Source organism: Paenibacillus sp. MAH-35 (assembly GCF_058135425.1).
This window is the reverse complement of sequence record NZ_JBYUPU010000014.1, coordinates 135,963-156,851: the sequence shown is the minus strand read 5'-3', so window position 1 is coordinate 156,851 and position 20,889 is coordinate 135,963. Positions and strand designations below refer to the sequence as shown.

Sequence of the window (20,889 nt, the reverse complement as noted above, 5' to 3'; positions counted from 1 at the left end):
GCAACATCCCTTATTGTTTTAATGCCTCCGCTATTACTTTCACAGCATCCTCATCCGCCTGGCGCAGTGCCGTGTTCAGATCGAGCTCACCTTTTTGCAGTTTCAGTCCGTAGGTCGTGTACAGATCGATCAGCTTTGCGTCGTAAAGCGCTTTGGGAGCGTTCGGTGCAAATTTTTTCTCAAATACGGCTTTCAGGTTTTTATCCTTGAACGGCGATTCCGTACCGAACGTTTTCAGCACCTCATCGTTTTTCAAGACCGGCATAATGCCTTTTCGGGCCAGCTCCATCTGAAACTCGTCGGATACCATATATTTCAATACTTCCATAGCGGCCGCCTTGCTCTTCGATGTTTTCGTAATGCCGAAGTAGGTCGGATAAGAAGGCGAGCCCGTATTCGGGAGATTGGAGAAGGATGGCAGTGCGACGATATCCCAGTTGAACGCCTTAAGCTGCTGCTCCCATGCGTAGATCAGACTGGACAAGTAAGGGAACATCGCTACCCTCTGCTTATCGGTAAAATCGTAGATATCCGGAATTTTCCCCGAAGTTCTCATATAATCGGTTACGACGGAATCTTGGAAAGGGTCCATGAACAGCGTGCGATAGAACGTTTTCCAGCGTTCGTCCTTATTGATGGTGGGCGCGTTGGATGCCAGATCGGCATTCGGGATCGAGAGCGGATTTAACCGGAACATATGCTTCTGGGAATGGGTCATGCCGAAATAGGAGACGCCGTCTTCGATGCGGGCCATCTTCTTGGCCGTTGCGATCGTTTCCTCCCAAGTGGCGCCGGATTTCGGATACGGCACGCCGAACTTGTCGAATAACGTCTTATTGTAATAAAGGACGAGATTGCTGGTGAAGACGGGCAAGCCGTACATTTTCCCGCCGGAAGCCTGCCGCACCGCATCGATGATCGTCGGCTCGAACTTGTTCAGGTCGACCTTGTGCTCGCGGATCAGTTCGGTCATGTCGTACTCGAGCGCGGCCGGCATCATAAAGTTCTCATAATTCCCGATCGATTGGAAGAAAATGTCGAACGTCGTATTTGTCGCGATCATTTGCTCAAGCGTGATGCCTTGGCTTTGAATGTACTTGATCGTATATTCGGGAAATTTCTTGCGCAGCGTATTGCCGAAACGGTAGTCGAAGCTTTCCGCCGGATCGTTATTGTTCGAATAAAACACCACCTCCGCCGGTTCTCTTTTGGCCGGCGTTTGCTCCTGGAGCTGAGAGGAATCCGAGTCGGTTCCCCCTCGCTTCCCTTCCCGTTCACCCGAGCAGGCCGACGCCAATACGATGGCGGCAACCATGATCGCTACCGGTGCGGCATACCTTTTAACAGACATGTTGAACATCCCCCTTATGAGTTACGGTTATTCTCTCTGACGATCAAATGAGACAAAGGTATACGGAAGGCTGCCCCTTCGGCAATGTCGTACACGTATCCTTTGGAAAAATCGTTCGCATCCGCATACTGCCGCACCAAGGACGCTTCCCCGATATCGAGACGGAAACGCGCGCCGCCGAGTCGTTCGGCATGCTCAATCCGATAAGCCGCATTGCGGATTCCGTCATTCGCCACATAAACGAAACGGCCGATCCAGTCTTCCCATGTATCGCAGGCGCCGTCCCCGGGCAATGCGTCCAGTTCCACCACGAGTACGTTGCGAAAGGAAAGTTCCCGCGTAAAATCAACGACCGTCCCCGCCGCAAACGCGCGCCTCTCGCCGGAGAAGTCCGTGAACCGGCCGTCATTCGCATAGACAAACACCTCGCGACCGTCCCGCTCCGCGTATACACCGAAAAATCCGGCAAACTTCAGCGTCCCGTCCACGATATACTCGGTATCCGACGACAGCGTGCAGACGACCGTATCCGACCTGCCGCCCTCCAGCGCGATGCGGATCGCTCTCGCTTCGAAGTTCCCTGCAATCGTCCCGTCAGCCCTCCTCACCTCCAGCGATTCGATAGACCGGATAAACCGGCGATCCCGGTAAGGCTCTATCACGGAGCTGAAAATCGATTCGAGATCGTTCCCCTGCCGGTGCGCGATGACATACTTCAGGGACGGCGGGTTGGTCGGTTTCTGCGGAGGCACGCCGTCGGCCAAAGCTACGTCGTCAACCTTTCCGAGCATGGTCAATCGCAGATGGACGTCTCTCGCATCCGGCGAAAGGCCGCGAAAGTCAACGGCCGCCCAATCGACGCTGAACTGCTCAGGGGGAACCGTATCGCGCTCCACATTCCGCAAGTAATGATAGCCGCTTCCCTGATACAGCTTCTCCTCGGGATCGGCATCGTTCGGAATCCCGTAGGGGACGTCCGGTCCGGCGTAGGTTCCGGCGAACTGTCCCGTTGCGTCCGTCTGCGGCACGAGACGCAGTCCTTCGACGGTAACGCCGCCTACCGTCCCGTGGAAGCTGTAGCGGTGATCGCCGCCTCCCTTGATACGAAAAAAATCGATCGTGTAGCTGTTCGTCTCATCCACCCGGATCATAGCCGTCGTCCTCCGGTACAGATCGGTTTGCGGATACGCCTGCGGGTCCTCCACCTCGATCAGCTGTACTTGCGGACCGTCGTCGAAATGACGCGGAAGGCCGACCCAGGAACCTTTCTGCTTCCGGTTGTCCACGACTACCGTATTGTGACTGATCGTATTGTTCTCCCACTCATGCCGCTTCGGCCACATCCCCGTCGCCTCCGGATATCCGAGATCAGGGCTCAAATCCAGACCGAAAGCGTGCACGCCGATATTCAGCTTATCGCGATGGGCATGACTCGTCCCCGAACGCCCGTAATACATCCAGATGTCCCGCCTCGTATCTCCGAAGGCCGGGTCCGCTTTGTCTCCATCCCGCAGAACGGCAAAGCCGAAGCCGGTCATCTGATCGCTCCGCGGCTTCCACTCGCCGTGCGTGTCGATCTCATGTCTGATCCTAGCCGCCAGGCGGTCCGCCTCTTCCGAGAATATATCGCCGTGAATGCCCTCTGCCGAATTCCCGTTTAGAAAATAGGCGACTTGAGCCATCACCGGTTCGCGATATAGCTCGTAGGCTTTCACAGCCACCTTCAGATCTATCAGGCGGAAAGCGTTGCCGGTCAATCCCGTATCCCCGATCTGGGCTGTATACCGGTCCAGCATGATCAGCGGAAGCTGGGAGTGGAACATGCGCTTCAGCCTTACGTTCCGGTACAAATCGGCGCCCCCCGGCCTGTTGTCGTATCCGGACAATAGATCGGAAATAAGCACATAACCTTCCAGCCAGCCGCTGTTGTAGCCGGGAGAGCCTTCGTCGCCATGGCCGTCCCTGTCCACGAGATTGACGAGCGAGGCCAGCATGTTGCCGCCGGATATATGATGGACGGGCTTTTTCAAGTACGCGCCCGGTTGGAAGACGAATTGCAGCCACTCCTCCGTCGTACCGGGCTCGTCGAGCACGACGGCCGCCATCGCCAGAGCGCTTTGGTGGTAGCCCGTATTGCCGCGGATGCGCGCGGTTCGTACCCCCGGATATACTTCCCGGATTATGCCGTTCTCGATGTTCAGGCGGATCGCCTCCGCCGTGCTTTTCGTATTGCCTAGGCCGTACCGCCGCGCTTTTTGCGCAAGGAAGTCAATCGTTTCCCTGTCGTCCATCATCGGGTAGAACGCATCGTAAGCGCTTGCGTATAATTTGACGAGACGGGTTTCCCATATCGAGCCGATCGTTTTGCCGAGACCGTCTCCGCCGTGAGAATTAAGGAATACCGCTTTGTCATAAGGCAGTGTATCCATATCGGGATAAACGTCTGCGATCCGGTCCAGCAGGATGACTCCTGTCCGGGCATAACGAATATCGCCCGTATACAGATAAGCGTCCCGAAGGCCGGTAAGTACGTCCATCACGACGTTTTTCCACAAAAAGTGATGGTAATAGGCGACGAATGTCCACCGGTTGCCTTGTTCGTCCACCCATCCGAAGCCGTCGTCGACCCCCCACGACTCCCCTTTGTCGGGATAACGCGAGTTTACGAGAAGCCTTCGGTCCGCGAGTCGCGGATCGAAGATGCCGTGCCGGTCGAGGCCGCTGGCGTAATAGGCGGCGAAGTCGTTGGTCGGGAATTGGCAGCCGCTGCTCGGGTCGGTTATTGTCCAGGGTTCGTCCAGATTCAGCGTGTAACCGTAAGGGCCGTACATAGCGAGAAACGCTTTCCCGGTAATCGGTGAACCTTCCACCTGGTTCGTAGCGTAGCTGCGTGGAACGGACTGGGGAGGAATCAGGCTCCACCAGAAGTCCGCTCCGCGCGCCAAAGCCTCGTCCGCCTTGGCGGTCGCCCGTTCCATCAAGTCGCGGGCCCATGAGCAGGTTGCGATATTCGCCCGCGCATTGGCGATTTTACTTGGGGTGTATAGGGTGACCCTGCGCTTTGCGTTCGTGATAACCATTCGTTCCTTCTCAACTCGCTTTCGGTTCAGACTGCAGATGACGGACTATTTTACGGACCGCATAAGCGGCGGCGTCCCGTTCGAAGTTCGGATCGTCGGAACGCCATAACGCACCGTGACGGATGGGTCTTGCGATTGTTCGCCGCTTCCTCCCTCCGGAACCGGAATATACAGCACCGCCTCGATCTTCTCTGCTTCCTCCGTCCCGGCTGCCACGGAGATTTCCCCATCGTCCGCGACGCTTACGATTCGCAGGCCTCGTCTGGCCCGTTCCCAGTCGTTGATCCGCTTCCCGGTCCAAAATTCGAAGCCTCGCGCCTTCGCTTCCTGAACCGTGCGCCGGAACGCTTCCCGGACGGGCGGTTTTTGATGAAGATGCACTTGGTGGAACAGGAAATGGGCAACCCCTTCAGCACGGCGCACTTCCTCCAGGAAAGGAACGATTACACTGGTGTCCGTCCACTTGCCATGATCCAGATCCTGGGTCAAAAACCCGATCTCCAGCACATTGTACCGCCGGTTTCGTTCCTCCGACCAGGCGATCGGCCGGTAGGGGTGGCACGTTCCGAACAAAAAGCCGACGTTTCCCTTCTTGCTCGGTCCTCTCGTCTGGTCGCTCTCGATGCCGTACTTTTCACACCAGCGGAACAGTTCGCCCCAGCCCTCGAAGCGGGTAACGTGGTTTTTGTTCGACACGACGTCCGTATCGCTTGCAACCGCTCTCAAATGATCCAGCTGGCGCTTGAATTCAGTCTCAGCCCAATAGCCGTTCCGGTCGATCGCATTATAGTGGAACGCGATTTCATGGCCGTCCTGTTCGATCCGGTCATATAGTTTCCGGGTGTATCCGCTCTCGATCATGCACCAGGTCGTACGGATGCCGCACTCCTTCATCAGCTCAAGCGTCGTCATGCCGTGCTCCTCGTCATTGCCGTCGCTGTCGTGGGAAATCATCGCGACCGCTTCGACCCCAGGCGGCCAGTAGCCGATATACGGAACGCTCCAGCCGTGCTCGGCTGCACGCCGAACGAGATGTCCGATTATGACCTCGCGCCATTCGTCGGCGTAGGGATAAGCGAAATAGGGAGCCCCGGTCTCGCTGACCCGTCGGTCGCGCTGCCAGCACATCTCTATCGTATCGTCCGCCTTCAAAATTCCGTCGTTTACGGAAGCCGTGCCATCCGGTGCCGGAGCGCCGTCCTCGGCAAGCGGCGCGGACCCTTGCTGCAGCCCCACGATTGTCGTCAGCAGCCCGACCGACCAACGGTCGACGAAGCCGGTGCCGACCCGAAAGCGGAGAAGCGCAGGCAGCACCTCATGCTGGGCGACGCGGGCGTCGTCCTGCAGCGCATCCAACCGGATTTCCCCGAGCTTCCCAGCCGAAGCGGCGTTTTCTCCGAATGGCTGCCACGGCAAAGCATCGAGAAAGCGCAGCGGCCTAGATTCCGTGCCATCCGTTCCTTTCCCGCCGGAGCCGAAGCAGGCATACCCGGATTGGTACCGCGGCATCCGGGTATATCCGAACCTTGCGGCCATCCGGTTCAGATTGGCGAACAAGACAACGCCCCCTCCCTCGCTGGCGAAGCGGTACAGGACATCGACCGTAGCCTCGTTCTCGGCGGCCAAGGCAACCAGCACCAGATCATAACGGCTTCGCTGCAAGTCATCCAGCCGCTTCGGCATCTCATACGTTATTCCCCGATGATTCAGCAGTTCCTCCAAGTAAGCTTCAAATACATTCATTCCGTAGTGCCAGCGAGCTTCTGCAACTTCCGGATCGAACCATATCGCGATTCGTGCCAGTTCCATATGCGTTCCCCCAATGCCATTCGCAGCCAGTTTGTGTTAAAGCGGTTTCGCGACCGGAATCATACCGGTTATAAAAATCTTTGCTCGCAAGAAAAGCGGCAGGTCACGCACCATCAACTACTCCGTTTCGAAGCTTTGTTAACGCTTAGATGTCGTAACGGTCACAGTTCGCAAAGCCTAATAGCGGACCAAGACGTTCTGAACCGAGAAAAGCTGCCTTTGGCGCAGGCTCATTCGGCATGGACATAGCTTCGTTTAAAAGCTCTGTTTAGTGAGGCAACAAGGATTTCGCGGCTTGTTGAACTGAGTTCCCTGTTGCTCTGTTGCTCTGTTGCTGGTGCTGTTGCCCTGTGTTGCTGTTGTTGCCCCGATCGCCTGATTTCCGTAAAAAAACGCCTCCCCCATTTCGCTCAAAGATTCATCTCCAACTGGTTTACATTCAAATTATTGAACCGGTATGATACCGGATGATTTAAAGTATATAAGGTTTCATATCATCTGACAAGGAAAAATATAAGTCATCGTTCGAAAACCATGTTGTATGATTCCGGTTTGCTTTGCTACAATAGCGATACGATGATTTTAGAAAAGGATATGTTCCCATGCGCAGAGAAAACGAGTTGAGATATACGGAATTGGCCAATATTTTACGCGAGCAAATCTACTCGGGCTACATCAAGCCCGGCGAGTACCTGTTGTCGGAAAACCGGTTAAGCGAATATTACGGGATGAGCCGGACATCCGTCAGAGCTACCCTGGATAAACTTATGCAGGAAGGCCTTATTGTCAAACAGCCTTCTCGCGGCTCGATGGTTTCGCCCGATCTGGTTATACCTGGGGAGCAGCATAAGACGCTGCATATCGTCTGCACGTCCCCTTCCGAATTTATGAACGCCTGTCTCCCGATCGTCATCGAGACCTTCGAGCGCGAGAATCCGCATGTCCAGGTGAAAGTGGTCGGCTATCCCGCCGGTTCGTTCTGGGACTGTATGAACGGTGGCATGGAGCCCGACCTGCTGCTGATTACGGATCGGCAGTACGCCGATATCGAGAACGACGCGGCGTTCGGCGAGCTTCACGGCTCCGTATCCAAATCCGCCTCAGGTATATATCCGAAGCTGCTGTCGGCCTTTCAGGAGAACGGCCGGTTCAAAGCGATCCCGGTGACGTTCTCAACCATCTTCATGGCGTACAATCCCGGGCTGTTCGACAAATATAACGTACCGAAGCCAAATGCCGATTGGGTGCGGGAGGATCTGCTGCGCGCCGCCCAAAAATTAACGCTCGATACGAACGGCGACGGCATCACGGACCAGTACGGCCTATCCTTGTCATCCACTTTCAGCCGATGGCTTGTTTTTGCTCTGCAAAACGATGTCCGCTTCTTCACCAAGTCGGAGCAAATCGAACCGCTTCAAAACTCGCTGGACTTTATCCATGACTTGCTCTTCCGCTACAAGATTGCAACCTTGTTCCAGAGCCGGCGTTTTCTTATCAACGGGGACGCCTTTCCCAGACAGCGGGCGGCCATGGTGCTGACGACATCGATGGAATTGGCCGGTTGGAGAAAGCAAATGCCGTTCGAACCTCAAGTTACTGCGATGCCGTTCGGCCCGTCGGAAGCAACGACAGTAGTGGCAAATTTACTCGCGATTCCTGCCACGTGCCGCAATTCCGAGTTGGCCAATCTGTTCATTCAGACCTCAATCCGGGAAGATGTCCAGAAATCCATGGTCGAGCAGACCCGGTTCATCTCCGTACTGAAGCAAGTAAACCGGCAAGTATGGAGTGACGATTATTTGCATTCGCTAAATATTCATAACGACGATATCGAAAATAGTTATTTCCTGCACGAGCTGTTTCCGAATCCGATGGATATTCTGGATCTGGAGCAAGGCATGGAATGGTTTTGGGCAGGCCTGGAGTCCGCCTCTTCTTTCGCCGGGCAGCTGCACGACATTATCACGCGCCGGTGGGTATAGGGCATGTGGTCGACCGACCACCGTCATACAGCGAAACACCGCGCGCTGGGAGTTACGTCCGGCCGAACGGGCGTCGATCTTGTATAGGAATTATCGCCGCAAATCCGGCCGCGGCGGAGACGAACCTGTACGTCGGATGCCGGTTGTCGGATGACCCGGGAACGTCCCGATCTTAGAAACGAAAGGACCTCAACTTCCACTGGAAAGCGGAGGCTGAGGTCCTTTTACTTAAGGAATCGGTCCGAGGCGGGGCTCCCAACATCACAAAATATCTTGGAGACAGCCCCTTTTGCGTGCAACCCTCTACCTTTTTACATGAAAAGGAAAAGAAAGGAAAGGGAAAGGGCACCATGTCATTGCAGAGGTGGTGGTGTGGGAACCATCCGCGTCCACTTGAGCCCGTTCCCCTCTTGCTTGCGAGGACGATGCCCCAAAAAATATAGGCAGTCATTCTACATTTATCGAAAACATGTAGGTGACCGTCCCCTTGCTATATTTGGCGAAAAAATGGTACAAATAAATCCCGTTTTCTTGTGGCAGTGTTAATTTGTTATCCTCCAGCCTTACGGATGCAGGTATGCTGTTTCCGCCAGATTGTTCGATTCGCACCTCAACTGTTTGGGGTTCTTCATCAAACTTCAAATTAATTATCGCGGCCTTGGGTAGTTTAACCGGATCGTATTTCTTAACTTCCAATAATTCGGAAGGTGGAAGCGTGTCAACACACTTCTCAGTAAATGCGCCAGACCAACAATAACTACCGGTTACAGTATCGATTTTTTTCTTATTTGCGGTAATAGCTAATGAAGGAGGGGAGCTGCAGCTTATCAATAAAAAAAATGAACCGATAACAACTGAACAAAATAGTATTCTTTTCACCACTATTACCTCCATGTAGGGTACTGCTGCTCTTATCTATTATGACATACATTTGTCCCATAAATAACCATTCCGCAGGTAGATGGTGGAAATGAGAGTTAGCCGCTTAGTTATGGAGGAACGCACAAAAAAGAGAGCAGCCGGCGTAAAACCGCACTACTCTCTTACCGTCTTGCTAGGATCTACTTGTCGTTCTCCGGGGAAGCTTTCTCACCGGGTTCACTGCCAACACCCTCCGTTTCGGAGGAAGATTCCGCAGCGGCACTGCTAGACGTTTCCATTACAGGTGCGGAGTTTGTACCCGTCAGACCGCTGATACCGGCGCTTTGCAGAAGAAGTGAAAGAACTTGAGGATCAACGCCTTTAGCCTGCTTCAAGAGCTGGGCGATGCTGTTCGGGTCGAATTCACCCGTTTGACCGACACGGCCGTTGGTCATGTGGGCAAGAACGTCACCCAGCTTGATCCCCGTCATGTCGTTTACCACTTCCGGCAGGAACTTCATGAGGTTCGTCACTTGGCTCGTAACTTTCCCCATACCGCTTCCGGCTTCACCGTTGCCGTTAGCGTCGATGATCGTCAGCTTATCGATGTTGGCCATAGGCTCCGCAATCTTACCTGCAACTTCAGGCAGGACAGCCGTGATCAGCTCGACATAACGCAGTTGACCCAGTTTCAGCGCGGCGTCGGCAAGACCCATTTCCTTCTCGACTTCGACTTGCGCCAGACGCTGAGCAACGTCCGCTTCAGCGGAACCTTTTTCACGTGTAGAAGCCGCTTCGGCAAGACCTTTCGCCTTGGTCACTTCGGCTTCCGCTTTCCCTTCCAGCTCTTTCGCCTTGGATTCCGCTTCCGCTTGCAGACGGCGTTTCGTCGCATCTGCTTCAGCCTGGCGTTCTTGCTCGATTTTGGCGGCTTCGGCTTTTTGCGAACGCTCATAAACCTCGGCGTCGGCTTTAACCTTAACTTCCGCCTCGAGCTTCTGGGTCGTAAGGGCAACTTGCTTTTCAGCGAGTTCCGTCTCGCGCTCAAGCTTGATCTTTTGCACTTGCATCTCCGCCTCGACAGCTTCGCGGTCGGAGACCGCTTTTTGTACCGAGTAGGCGACATCCGCCTTCGCTTTCGCTTTGTCCGACTCTTCTTTAAACTGCGACACTTTCAGGTTGCGATCCTTAGTAGCTTCTTCAATCTTTGCTTCACGCTCTAGCTCAGCCTGGCGGGCAATTTGCTCAGCCTCCGCCTTTTTAACCCGGGCTTGCTGCAGAGCTTCCGCTTCGGCAATGTCAGCATCGCGCTTCACCTGCGCAATCCGGGGTTTACCAAGAGAAGCAAGGTACTCGTGTTTATCGCGAACGTCTTTGATCGTGAAGGAGTCGATGGCCAGACCCATTTTCTTCAAGTCAACCACGGCAACCGCCTGCACGTCTTGAGCAAACTTATCACGGTTTTTGTAGATTTCCTCTACCGTCATCGAACCGAGAATGGAACGGAGGTGACCTTCAAGCACCTCGCCCGCTTCGAGCTTAAGGACTTCATCGGACTTATCCAGGTAACGCTCTGCCGCTTTGGCGATATCCTCGATCATACTGCCGACCTTAATGAGCGCTGTCGCATCCACCTGAACCGGAACGCCTTCTTCTGTGTACACTTCGGGTGTTCGAACCTCAATCATGTGAGATTTCAAGCTCAGACGTTTTTCAACCTGCACGACTGGCAGAACGAGCGCGCCGCCGCCTTTGATGATCTTGATCCGACCGCCGTTCTGGTTCTCCGATTCGACGATGTTCCTCGAACCGAGCATGTTCCCCGTAACGATCATCGCTTCGTTGGAAGAAACCGTACGGTAGCGGTTAATGAATACCAATACCGCCACGATTAGTACGGCTACCCCGATACCGCCAAGAATCAGTGTACTGCTTAACTCAAACATAGAATTATTCCTCCTCGTCCAGATCTATTATTTTACTTACCAGGCAAATGCCGTCTTTCACATCAATGACGTGGACCTTCCTGCCGCTAGGTATCGCTACCTTGTCAAAACTGCTGGCGGGTTGATTGGATACGGAAATCCCCCTTGGGAAGTAAATCTCACCCACGCCTGTTTCCGAGATCGGGACCGTTACGATAGCACTCATACCGACCAAACTGGCCTCAGAAGCTCCATTGGAGTTCTGCATCTTGCGGAGTTTGACTACCACTAAGAAATGAACGGCAATTGTGAAAATGATAGCAAACACCGCTGCGATGATCCAGTTGCGGGTTATGTAACCACAAGCTCCAAACGACATGAAACAGCATGCAAGGGTCAAAGTTTCAATACCGATGTAGTCTCCCAAGTCCACATGGAACATGGCTAATACCACAAGCAGAATCCCTACACCGAAAAGAATCAAATACAGGTCAATACGAATCTCCTCCCCGTCGATATGGATGTTAAGGAACTAAACGAACCAAACTTATACTATTATAGTCGTTCTCAACAAAAACTGCATAATATTAGCACAGAAAGTCGAAAATTCCCCTATTACGGCCAGCATCAGATTCATTACCTCCTCCTCATTCAAGCAAAATGCAGGACGAATTCGGCGGTATCGCATGCAATTTAAAAGATGGAGGGATGATGGCCGGTGCGGAAAAAACGCAGATTGCCATTCAGCTCGCCCCCCTACATCGGTTGTCGGAATCCGCACAGTTGTGATAGGATGAAAAACAGACTCTCCTCTTGGAATCGTACAAGCCGGCTTCCGGAACTGGTGCAGCTTCGAAATCGGCAACTAGAGATTAAGAGTTTCGGATATGGAATGAAGAATAGGAGATTCGCTTTATTATGAACAACAAGAACAAACAGCATGTGGTTAGACTGGTTTTACTGCTCGGATTATTTTCGACACTCGGGCCTTTTACGATCGATATGTATTTACCGGCGTTTCCGGAGATTGTGAAGCAATTCGATACGACAGCTTCGCTGGTGCAGCTCAGCCTGACCGCTTGTTTGCTCGGACTTGGCATCGGTCAGCTCGTCATGGGTTCGCTGAGCGACGTTTATGGCAGACGTTATCCGCTGCTTATCTCTATGGCCGTTTATGTGGCCGCTTCGTTAGCTTGCGCATTCTCGCCGAATATCGGGCTCTTGATCGCCTTCCGGTTCGTGCAAGGTTTTGCCGCTTCCGCGGGCATCGTCATTTCCCGCGCGATCGCACGCGACCTGTACAGCGGTCACGAGCTTACCAAATTTTTCTCGATGCTCTTGCTTGTCGGTAATTTGGGTCCGCTCGTCGCACCGGTTACCGGGAGCGGGATTCTTTCTTTCACCACCTGGGTCGGCGTATTTCTAGCGCTCGCCCTGCTGGGAATCTACCTGTTGACGATGACCAAATGGCAGCTGCAGGAGACTTTGCCACCCGATCGCCGCAGGCCCAGCAATTTCGTAGAGCAGTTGCGGAACTATGGATCGCTCTTGCGGGATCGCCAGTTCGTCGGCTATATGCTGGCACAGGGTATTATGATCGCGGGGGTTTTCGCGTACGTTTCGGGAACGCCTTTTATTTATCAAAACATTTACGGGGCCTCGCCGACCGTATTCGCCCTGTTGTTCGGGTCGAACGGCATCAGCCTGATCATCGGTTCCCAACTGGTCGGGCGGATGGCGCATCGCGTATCCGAACAAACCTTTCTGTTGTTCGGCCTATGGCTAGCCTGTCTGGCAAGCGTCGCTGTCTTGGTGGTGGCTATCGTTCACGGCCCTCTTTTCGCATTAGTGATTCCGCTGTTTTTCTTCGTAGCGGCAATCGGCATTACATCAACCGCGGCTTTCCCGCTTGCGATGGAGAGCCAGAGCCGGATGGCGGGTAGCGCCGCCGCGCTGCTCGGGGTCATTCCCTTCTTGCTGGGAGCCGTCGTTTCCCCGCTGGTCGGCATCGCGGGTGAAGACACTGCCGTTCCGCTGGGTGTAATTATTTTATTGACGAGCGCCGCAGCCATGCTGGCTTATTTCTTTCTGGTAAGAAAAAAATCGCGGGGAACCGATCTACCTGATCCATCGACAGCTCCGTCTACCGGCAAGCACAGTTGATCCGTGCCCTGTTGAATGAACAAAGAAACCGTCTCCTTGAAATGGTGGCTCGCCCTTCCATTTCACCAAGGAACGGTTTCTTTGCGTTAGCGAAGCGTATAGAGGAAAAGGGATTGGTCGTGCCATGTTTCAGTTTATTATAGATTACGCAGACCAAATGAAAGTAGATGCAGTTGAGTTAGATGTGTATGCAGCAAATAAAGAAGCTGTCGGATTATATGAATCCATGGGCATGAAAGACAAGTTTAGACGATTGGAGTTACAGCTTTAGTGAACGGGGATCAAAAACCCCCGCCACATCGCATGATACGATCGCAGCGGCTTGAGCCGCTCCCCTCCTCTTGCTTGCCGCCGCTTTGCTGGATTTTCTACGTCTGCGGGCTTGCTTAATCACACGATTAACTGCTTGATGCACGAGATAGGTCAGGCCCGACGCGCTGATCAACGGTGGGAACAGCAGTTGGACCTGTGCGAGCTTGGCTGCCCCCCCGGTCACATGCAACTATCGGCACTTTCAGTACATCATTAAACAAGTTGTTCTGCCGCCAGATGAAAACGTCGAAAATCTTTGGTCAAAAAATTAATTTTTTTCTCGATTTTTCTTTTGACTTTCGGATCGGAACATTTCATAAGGTTATCTATATGCCGATCGAGCGTCTCTTTAATTTCAATGAGCCAGAACACATTATTGTAAGGATTCAACTCGTGCAAATCTTCCGCAAAAGCTTCGGATAAAAAACGAATATTCGGTTTATCCAACCACATGCGAACAGGAAAATAAGGAGGTGTGAAGTCTTCCCGATAATCTTGTCCTGGTACTTGATCCCAGAATTGTTTCCACTCGTGGATGAAGCCCGCTTTGTAGAAGATAAACTTTAGGAACCCGCACAGCCATGCCGTGCAGCTTGTATTCCGTTTTTGACAACCGAAACCATGTTTGATCGAGCGGCAACCCGAGCAGCAGGAACTACCGCCAGCAATACAAACTCGACAGATATGATCTGCCCCTACCCCTTGGAGAAAGTCAAGACCGACCTCGATCACTTTTTGTTTTGTTGTAGAGCATACCATCTCTTGCATACCAGACATGCAATCACACCTTTCCGTTTATATAAAAAAACTTCTTTCGATTTAAATATTTGATTATTTGAATATAATGCATTATACCCTTTGGAGTTTCTTATTCAAAGAACAAAAAAAAGTCCTTGGGATTCAAGGACCAGATGGATTTGCTGAACAATTATTCAGATACATCGCTCATCAATAGTTTCTTTTCCAACTTGGCGCTCATCAAAATGAATAATTCCCTTTAAAAATCTGATATGGCTGTGAACATATTCCGATAAAATGCTATGGCTGCCTCTACAGAGAAAGCCCCTCTTTGATTTGTTCCATATGCCTTAGTTCATGTAAATACAGCGATCTGACCCAGTCCGACAACAACATCTCTTTGAAGACCGGATGTGTAAAATGTCTTCGGTTCAGCAAGGACGGATCTTCTAGTGCGTTTAATAGTTCATTCAACCTTTCTCGGGAATGGTGCAGCTTTTCAATGATCGATTCGGCTCGCACGATTTCATCGGTCGGTCTGGCAATGTCGGGGGCTTCCCATTTATGACTCCGATCCAGCATAAATTGTAACGGTTTATTTTCTACGGGTGAATCCTCATTACTCTTTAACGCTTTTTTTATTGCCATCACGTACAATTCCTCTGTCCTACTCAAGTGCTGGCACACCTGGCCGATACTCCAGCTGCGGGGATCTTTCCGTTTGTTTAATTGCTCTTCACTCAGATCTTTAATCATTTCCAGCAAACCGTCTCTCGTTTCTTTTAAGTGTTGCCTGATTTCCTGAAGCTCCATGATAAATCCCCTCCTCTATTCCATATCTTACCACATGTTGCTCTCCCCTTTCGAGACAGCTCCTTGCGGTTCAAGAATGAACGTTATCTGCCGCGTTTGAACGTCTCGGGCGGGGAGCCCCAATACTTCGCAAACACTCTCGAAAAGTGGCTCGTATCCTGAAAACCGCTTTCGGCAGCCGCTTCGTACACTTTCATGCCGGATTCCAGATACGATCGGGCCCGGTTCATCCGCTGCATCAAAATGTATCTGGAGAACGGTTGTCCGACATGCCGTTTGAACAGGCGGCTCAAATAAAACGGATGCACATTGGTTCGCTGCGCGACCTGCTGTAAAGAAAGCTTTTGCTTCAGCTCGGTCTCCACGATCGTCAGCGCCTGCCGGATCACGGGGTGCATGTCGGCGCCGGCCGGAGGACGCGCAAGGTCCATGATCCGCCAGGCAAGGCGGCTGAGCAAAGCGAGTCCCTGAGCCGGAGCCCGGATTCGATGCATCGTGTAAACAGGCTCCAAGTCTTTGCCCCACACCTCCGAAGCCGCCCACCCACGACGGTTTATATAGCTGATGAACAAGGAGCAGCCGTGCAGCAGGCGCAGCCGCCAGTCGTCTCCTGCTTGATTCCACCAGTTCGAGAGCAACATGCCGAACGATTCCTTGTCCGTTGTCTCCAAGCCTATAATCAATTCCTCGTCGGCAACGGCTCCCGACACGGCAGCTACCGCTTCCCCCCTTTCCGGCAGACTTGCAGCCGGATCGACCAGGCTTACCTTCACCTTCGCCCCCGTCCGCGCAGCATCCGAAATTTCCAGTTGAACGCATCGGGTTTGTCGGATATATCGCCATCCGGATCGCGACTTCGCCTTGCCCCCCTTTTCCGGCAGCGGCATCCCGTTCAGTTCGATACCGGCTGGTCGGCCGCCGGTGAATACAGACAGCTCGTAGCTCCGCTTGTCCGGCATTCCGGCATACGATCCGGTTCGAGGCCCGATTATCACCGTGATCTGTCCGGCTTCCGACTCGCAGGAAACTTCTGTAGTGGCCATATGGCCATGCTCCTGGGCCAACGTTATCCCGTCATCCTCAACTATCGTAAACCGACTGCGCTCTCCCGGATAAATATGCAGCGTCATGCGTGTAATCTCCGTCTGCCCCACATATTCGATTTCCGGCCACAACGGTAAAATCGCGCCTGCGCGTACAAACAAAGGACCTCCCGCCTCGTCAGGGGTCGTGCAAGAAACCGTCTGTCCGCCATCAACCGTTTCGCCCGTCCAGTAGTTGATCCAACAGCCTGCAGGCAAGTAAACGCGATCGGTAAAAACGGCTACCAGCAAAAACGGTCCCAGCATGTACTGCTGACGCAATTCCCCGCAATGCGGGTCGTCCGGAAACATAAGCGGCATCGCTCGGGCAATCGGCATTCCCGTACGAGCGGCAACGTGCGCCGTTGCATACACGTATGGCAGCAGCCGGTACCTCAATCTGGTGTATTTGCGGAACATGTCCCGAAGAGGTTTTTCCAGAACGCACGGATTCCGGAAGTAGCTGCCGCTATTGATAAACGACCAGGGCTGCAAAAAACCGGCATGGATGCTTTCGCGCATATCCACGTTAATATGGGAAGCGGTGTGCGCATGACCCGACAAGCCCATGCTTAGCGCCTGAACAGCCGCCGCGACGCCGCTGTTGTATCGGCCCGATTCCAAAGCGGTAAACTGCTGAATGCCGGTATACCCCGAAACGCAATGGATAAACGGTCTTTTCCCCGTTTGCTCCACATATCCGTCATAAGTTTGCTTGACCAGCAGCACCGGATACAAATTGCACAGCTCGCGGTCTTTCATGCCATTCGTCCACTTCCGGTTCCGTTCCGTTTCCATGCTCATCTGACTGTAGGAGGAGTAGCGAAAGGACGCGACCCCCTCTTCGGCGAACGGGCGCAAATGAGCATACCATGGCTCCGGCTCGACATCAGTACCGCTTCCGGCTGCTTGGCTCACAGAAACTTCCGCATACGCTGTCAGATCATAGTTGATGCAGTGCATGAGCAGGCCGAGCTTGAAGCCATGCCGCTGCAGCATGTCCATAAACGTAAACGAGCGGTCCTGACCGCCTGTCGGCGCGGAAAAACGCGTCGAATGCCACCGCATATCCGTCGCTTCCCCGTTGCCTGTATCGTTCCAGCCGCTGCCTAGACCGATGAGATCGCATGGGATGCCTTCCTGCCGGAACTTCAGTACGTCGTCCAGCAACTCCCGATCATGGGTCGTCATGTCGCGAATATAGGCCAAACCGTACGCCCAGATCGGCAGCAGCCTGGGCTTGCCGGCAATATCCGTGTACCGCTCCAACAACTCCCGGTAATCGTCTCCGCCGAATACGTAAAGATCAAGCTCCCCTTCTTCAGCAGTGATCCTCATCTCGTCCGGATTCGTATGGCCCAGATCGAAGGCTTGCGGCCATGTCGTATTGATCAATAAAGCCCAACCGCCGCTGCTCATTACGAAAGGAACCGGTACCGGGCATCCGTCTGGCGTGGCCGACAGGACAGTTCGGCTGCCGCGCAGTTGAAGCCGATCAGGTACGGCATTCCCCAAGCCGTAGAGCCGTTCCCCCTCCGTCAAGGCAAAGCGGATATCAAATCCCCCCTCCGCGCCGATCGTCAGGGCCGACATCGTAAGCGGCAAACGTTCCTTGCCCGAACCTCGAAACGTGATCGGTCCGTCGGCACTCCCGATGTGCAGGCTAGCCTGTTCGGTACGTATGGTGAACGAGTACTCCGTTTCTTCCGTCTCCACTGCGACGGTCCGGCCCGTCTTCCGCAAGATGCCGTATCGATGAAGCGTCGATTCGGTAAAATCTCCGTGAGCCTTTGCCCGGATGCGAAACGTACGGGGCGCGACCGCGAAGGCCGCCAGCTTTCCTCCGTTTGACCAACCCGTTTGCAGACCGCGTTCACCATCAGCCGCCGGACCGTCTCCATCGTATCTCCGCATGCACCGTTCACTCTCCTCTTTTATGATCGATATTTCCTCCGGAACACGGATGGAAGGTTATGAACATCCATGATAACAGAGGAGTTGGTTATCGATCGTCAAACAATGGTTATCGTACGCACATACTCTGCACCATTCATCCATGCTAATCTGAGGGTGCACATTTCAATCAAATGAAACCAAGGGGGCGCACAAGTTGAAAAAAATAGCGGTTGCCGGCGCGGGAGCGCGCGCTCATATTCTCGTGAAACCGTTGGCCACACAATTTCGCGAAGAGGTCGAACTGGTAGGCGTCTATGATCAGAATCCGTCCAGAGCGCGCTTGCTCGCGGAAGAATGCGGACATGTTCCGGTTTACGACAGCTTCGACAGCATGCTGCAGAAGAGCGGCACGGATCTTGTATTGATCACGACGATGGACAGTACGCATGATGCCTTCATTATCCGGACATTGGAAGCCGGACTGGACGTCATTACCGAGAAACCGATGACTACAGATGCCGTGAAATGCCAGTCCATTCTGGATGCCGAGAAACGGACCGGTCGCAGCATCAAGGTCGCTTTCAATTGCCGCTATATGCCCTACATGATGCGGGTAAAAGAGCTGCTGGACGCCGGTACGATCGGAGACATCCTCAGCGTGGACTACAACTGGTATTTGGACTCGAACCATGGGGCGCAATATTTCCGGAGATGGCATCGCCATATGAGCAACAGCGGCGGACTGCTCGTCCATAAGTCGACACATCACTTCGATCTGGCCAACTGGTGGCTGTGCGATGAGCCCGTTGATGTAAGCGCCTTCGGTGAACGGCGTTATTTCGGCCCGACGCGCGAGGAACGCGGCTTCCGCTGCTTGAATTGCAGCTTTGCAAGCACATGCGAGTTTTATTTCGATATTACGCAACACCCGTTCAACAACGACTATTTTTATAAAAGCGAGACGGACGACGGCTATATTCGCGATCGGTGCGTATTCGGCGACGATATCGATATTTACGATACGATGTCTGTCCATGTCCGCTACCGGAAAGGTGCAGTCTTGAATTACTCCCTGGTTGCGCACAGCCCGTATAAAAATTGGACCGCCACCTTCAATGGCACCAAGGGCAGAATCGAGGCCGGCGAATATTACACCGGCGACAGAGCGGACGAGCCGACGCAGCAAATTCACCTCTTCAATCGAAAAGGGGAAAAAGTCGTGTATGAAGCCCGAAAAGCAACGGGTTCGCATGGAGGGAGCGACGACCGCATCCGCAAAATGTTCGTGCAGAACGAACCGGTTGATCCGTTGGGGCAGCGGGCCGGTTCGTGGGAAGGCGCCCTGTCCATGCTCATCGGAGCGGCCGCGAATATCTCGATCCAGGAACAACGGAAAGTCACGATCCAAGAGCTGTTGAATCCGAATGCAATCACCAACCAGCGATGATAAAGGAGAGAACATCCGTGAAATCCGTGAAACCCATTCCGACCATTTCAAGTAAAGCCAAGCGAGCCGTCAGTTGCCGGGCTGCCATGACAGCCTTGCTGCTGGTGCTTGCGTCCGGCTGCGCTTCCGCTCCGGCTGAAACCATTCGCGAGGCCGGGGACGCCTCCCCGCAAGACGGCCGGAACGAACAAGCGAAGCTTGTATTTTACTCCAATAACGGCAACTCCGAAGAAAGCTTCGATCAATCCTTCGGCAATGCCCTGCGTAAAAAATTTCCGAACTACACGATCGGATACATCCGCGCCGCAACAGGTACATCGTTGCAGGATTTACTGGCCTCGGGCACGAAATTCGACATTTTCTTTACTACCATCGGCAACTTCGAACGTTATATGATCGAAAGCGGCATGGAATATGATATGCGCGAGCTGATCAAGAAACATAACGTCTCCTTGTCTGATCTGGACCCGGTTTACGTGGAGTATATGAATGGTGTCACAGGCGGTGCGATCTACGGTTTCCCGATTCAAAACAACGTGATGACCTTATACTACAACAAGACATTGTTCCAGAAATTCGGCGTCCCCTTCCCGCAAAACGGCATGACCTGGGATGAAGCGATCGAATTGGGGCGAAAGCTGACCCGGCAGGAATCCGGTACCTCTTATGTCGGATTAACCGTAAATCCGGCCAACACCGCCAACCAGAATCAGTTTTCGCTGCCGAGCGTCGATCCATTAACGATGACACCGACAATTAACACGAACCCGCTTTGGAAACCGTTGTTCGAAACGTTGTTTGTTCGTCCATTCGAAAATGAAATCGCCCGCACGGAAACGATCCGACTGAAAAAAATACCCGACCATTACACCTTCGTACGGGACCAAACGTTAGCCATGTACGGCTATTCGTCGGGATTGATCACCGCCTTGGGCGAGGAAATGAAACAGATCGATTGGGACATCGCGGCGCTGCCTGCTTTTCACGAAAAACCGGGAGTTGGCGCGCAGCCTTATCCGATCCAGATGGGCATCACTTCATTCAGTGAGAACAAGGATGCCGCTATGACGGCCTTGAAATTCCTGCTTTCCGAAGAATACCAGAAAGAAATATCCGAGAAGGGACAAATGCCGGTGCTGAAACTGGAGAGCGTAAAGCAAGCCTTCGGCAGCAAGTCCGCCTTCAGCAATAAAAATTATTCGGCCTTATTTTATAACAAGATGGCTTCGATCGCATTTAAAACTCCGCCTTACGGCGCCGCCATCGACCGGTTTTATACTAACGGCGCCTTACAGCTGGCACAAGGACAAACCGACATCAACACCCTGTTCCGCCAAGCGGAGGAAGAAGCGACGAAAGAGATTAATGCGTTAAGACAAAACGCGAAGTAACCGGCAAGGATCGTTAAAGCCTCTAATCCGCTTTGAAGC

At 53.2% G+C, this 20,889-nt stretch carries 13 protein-coding genes and 1 pseudogene; 5 read left to right on the top strand and 9 right to left on the bottom strand.

The genetic code is table 11. The annotated features are described in order from the left end of the window. Positions 1–10: 10 nt before the first annotated feature. From AC3Y2E_RS17270 to AC3Y2E_RS17260, 3 genes are read right to left on the bottom strand one after another with little or no spacing between them, the layout of a single operon-like run. Positions 11–1,351, bottom strand: coding sequence for an ABC transporter substrate-binding protein (locus tag AC3Y2E_RS17270; RefSeq protein ID WP_379212470.1), 1,341 nt, complete (start codon positions 1,349–1,351; stop codon positions 11–13). A gap of 14 nt (positions 1,352–1,365) precedes the next feature. Beyond that, positions 1,366–4,431, bottom strand: a complete 3,066-nt coding sequence (locus AC3Y2E_RS17265) for a heparinase II/III domain-containing protein (protein ID WP_379212468.1) — start codon at positions 4,429–4,431, stop codon at positions 1,366–1,368. A 45-nt stretch (positions 4,432–4,476) separates the two neighbouring features. Next, positions 4,477–6,240, bottom strand: a complete 1,764-nt coding sequence (locus tag AC3Y2E_RS17260; RefSeq protein WP_379212465.1) for a polysaccharide deacetylase family protein — start codon at positions 6,238–6,240, stop codon at positions 4,477–4,479. Positions 6,241–6,842: 602 nt separating this feature from the next. Between AC3Y2E_RS17260 and AC3Y2E_RS17255 the strand changes: the two genes are divergently transcribed. After that, on the top strand, positions 6,843–8,222 hold the full coding sequence (locus AC3Y2E_RS17255) for an extracellular solute-binding protein (RefSeq protein ID WP_379212463.1): 1,380 nt from the start codon (positions 6,843–6,845) through the stop codon (positions 8,220–8,222). 447 nt (positions 8,223–8,669) lie between these two features. Here the strand turns inward: AC3Y2E_RS17255 and AC3Y2E_RS17250 are convergent, their stop codons facing one another. The 3 genes from AC3Y2E_RS17250 to AC3Y2E_RS17240 form a co-directional block, all read right to left on the bottom strand. Then, complete coding sequence (locus AC3Y2E_RS17250) at positions 8,670–9,101, bottom strand: hypothetical protein (protein WP_379212462.1); 432 nt, start codon at positions 9,099–9,101, stop codon at positions 8,670–8,672. Positions 9,102–9,283: 182 nt separating this feature from the next. Beyond that, positions 9,284–11,029 (bottom strand): SPFH domain-containing protein, encoded by a 1,746-nt coding sequence (locus tag AC3Y2E_RS17245; protein WP_379212461.1) that lies wholly within the window; start codon positions 11,027–11,029, stop codon positions 9,284–9,286. 4 nt (positions 11,030–11,033) lie between these two features. Next, a complete protein-coding gene (locus AC3Y2E_RS17240) occupies positions 11,034–11,462 on the bottom strand; it encodes a hypothetical protein (protein WP_332072758.1) in 429 nt (142 codons plus the stop codon). A gap of 464 nt (positions 11,463–11,926) precedes the next feature. On the opposite strand from AC3Y2E_RS17240, the gene AC3Y2E_RS17235 reads away from it, so the two are divergent. Then, on the top strand, positions 11,927–13,171 hold the full coding sequence (locus AC3Y2E_RS17235) for a multidrug effflux MFS transporter (RefSeq protein WP_379212459.1): 1,245 nt from the start codon (positions 11,927–11,929) through the stop codon (positions 13,169–13,171). A gap of 73 nt (positions 13,172–13,244) precedes the next feature. Beyond that, positions 13,245–13,442, top strand: a pseudogene (locus AC3Y2E_RS17230) (GNAT family N-acetyltransferase); the annotation flags it as partial. A gap of 254 nt (positions 13,443–13,696) precedes the next feature. On the opposite strand, the gene AC3Y2E_RS17225 reads toward AC3Y2E_RS17230, so the two are convergent. The 3 genes from AC3Y2E_RS17225 to AC3Y2E_RS17215 all read right to left on the bottom strand — a co-directional run bounded on the left by AC3Y2E_RS17225 (position 13,697) and on the right by AC3Y2E_RS17215 (position 18,030). Next, positions 13,697–14,260, bottom strand: coding sequence for a hypothetical protein (locus AC3Y2E_RS17225; RefSeq protein WP_379212457.1), 564 nt, complete (start codon positions 14,258–14,260; stop codon positions 13,697–13,699). A 273-nt stretch (positions 14,261–14,533) separates the two neighbouring features. Beyond that, positions 14,534–15,034 carry a DinB family protein gene (locus tag AC3Y2E_RS17220; protein WP_379212455.1) on the bottom strand — a complete coding sequence of 167 codons (501 nt, stop codon included), beginning with the start codon at positions 15,032–15,034 and terminating at the stop codon, positions 14,534–14,536. A gap of 83 nt (positions 15,035–15,117) precedes the next feature. Next, entirely contained in the window at positions 15,118–18,030 is a 2,913-nt protein-coding gene (locus AC3Y2E_RS17215) for a TIM-barrel domain-containing protein (RefSeq protein ID WP_379212453.1), read from the bottom strand. 196 nt (positions 18,031–18,226) lie between these two features. Between AC3Y2E_RS17215 and AC3Y2E_RS17210 the strand changes: the two genes are divergently transcribed. Both AC3Y2E_RS17210 and AC3Y2E_RS17205 read left to right on the top strand, forming a co-directional pair. Next, a complete protein-coding gene (locus AC3Y2E_RS17210) occupies positions 18,227–19,459 on the top strand; it encodes a Gfo/Idh/MocA family protein (protein WP_379212451.1) in 1,233 nt (410 codons plus the stop codon). A gap of 17 nt (positions 19,460–19,476) precedes the next feature. Then, complete coding sequence (locus AC3Y2E_RS17205) at positions 19,477–20,850, top strand: ABC transporter substrate-binding protein (protein WP_379212449.1); 1,374 nt, start codon at positions 19,477–19,479, stop codon at positions 20,848–20,850. The last annotated feature ends 39 nt before the right edge of the window (positions 20,851–20,889 follow it).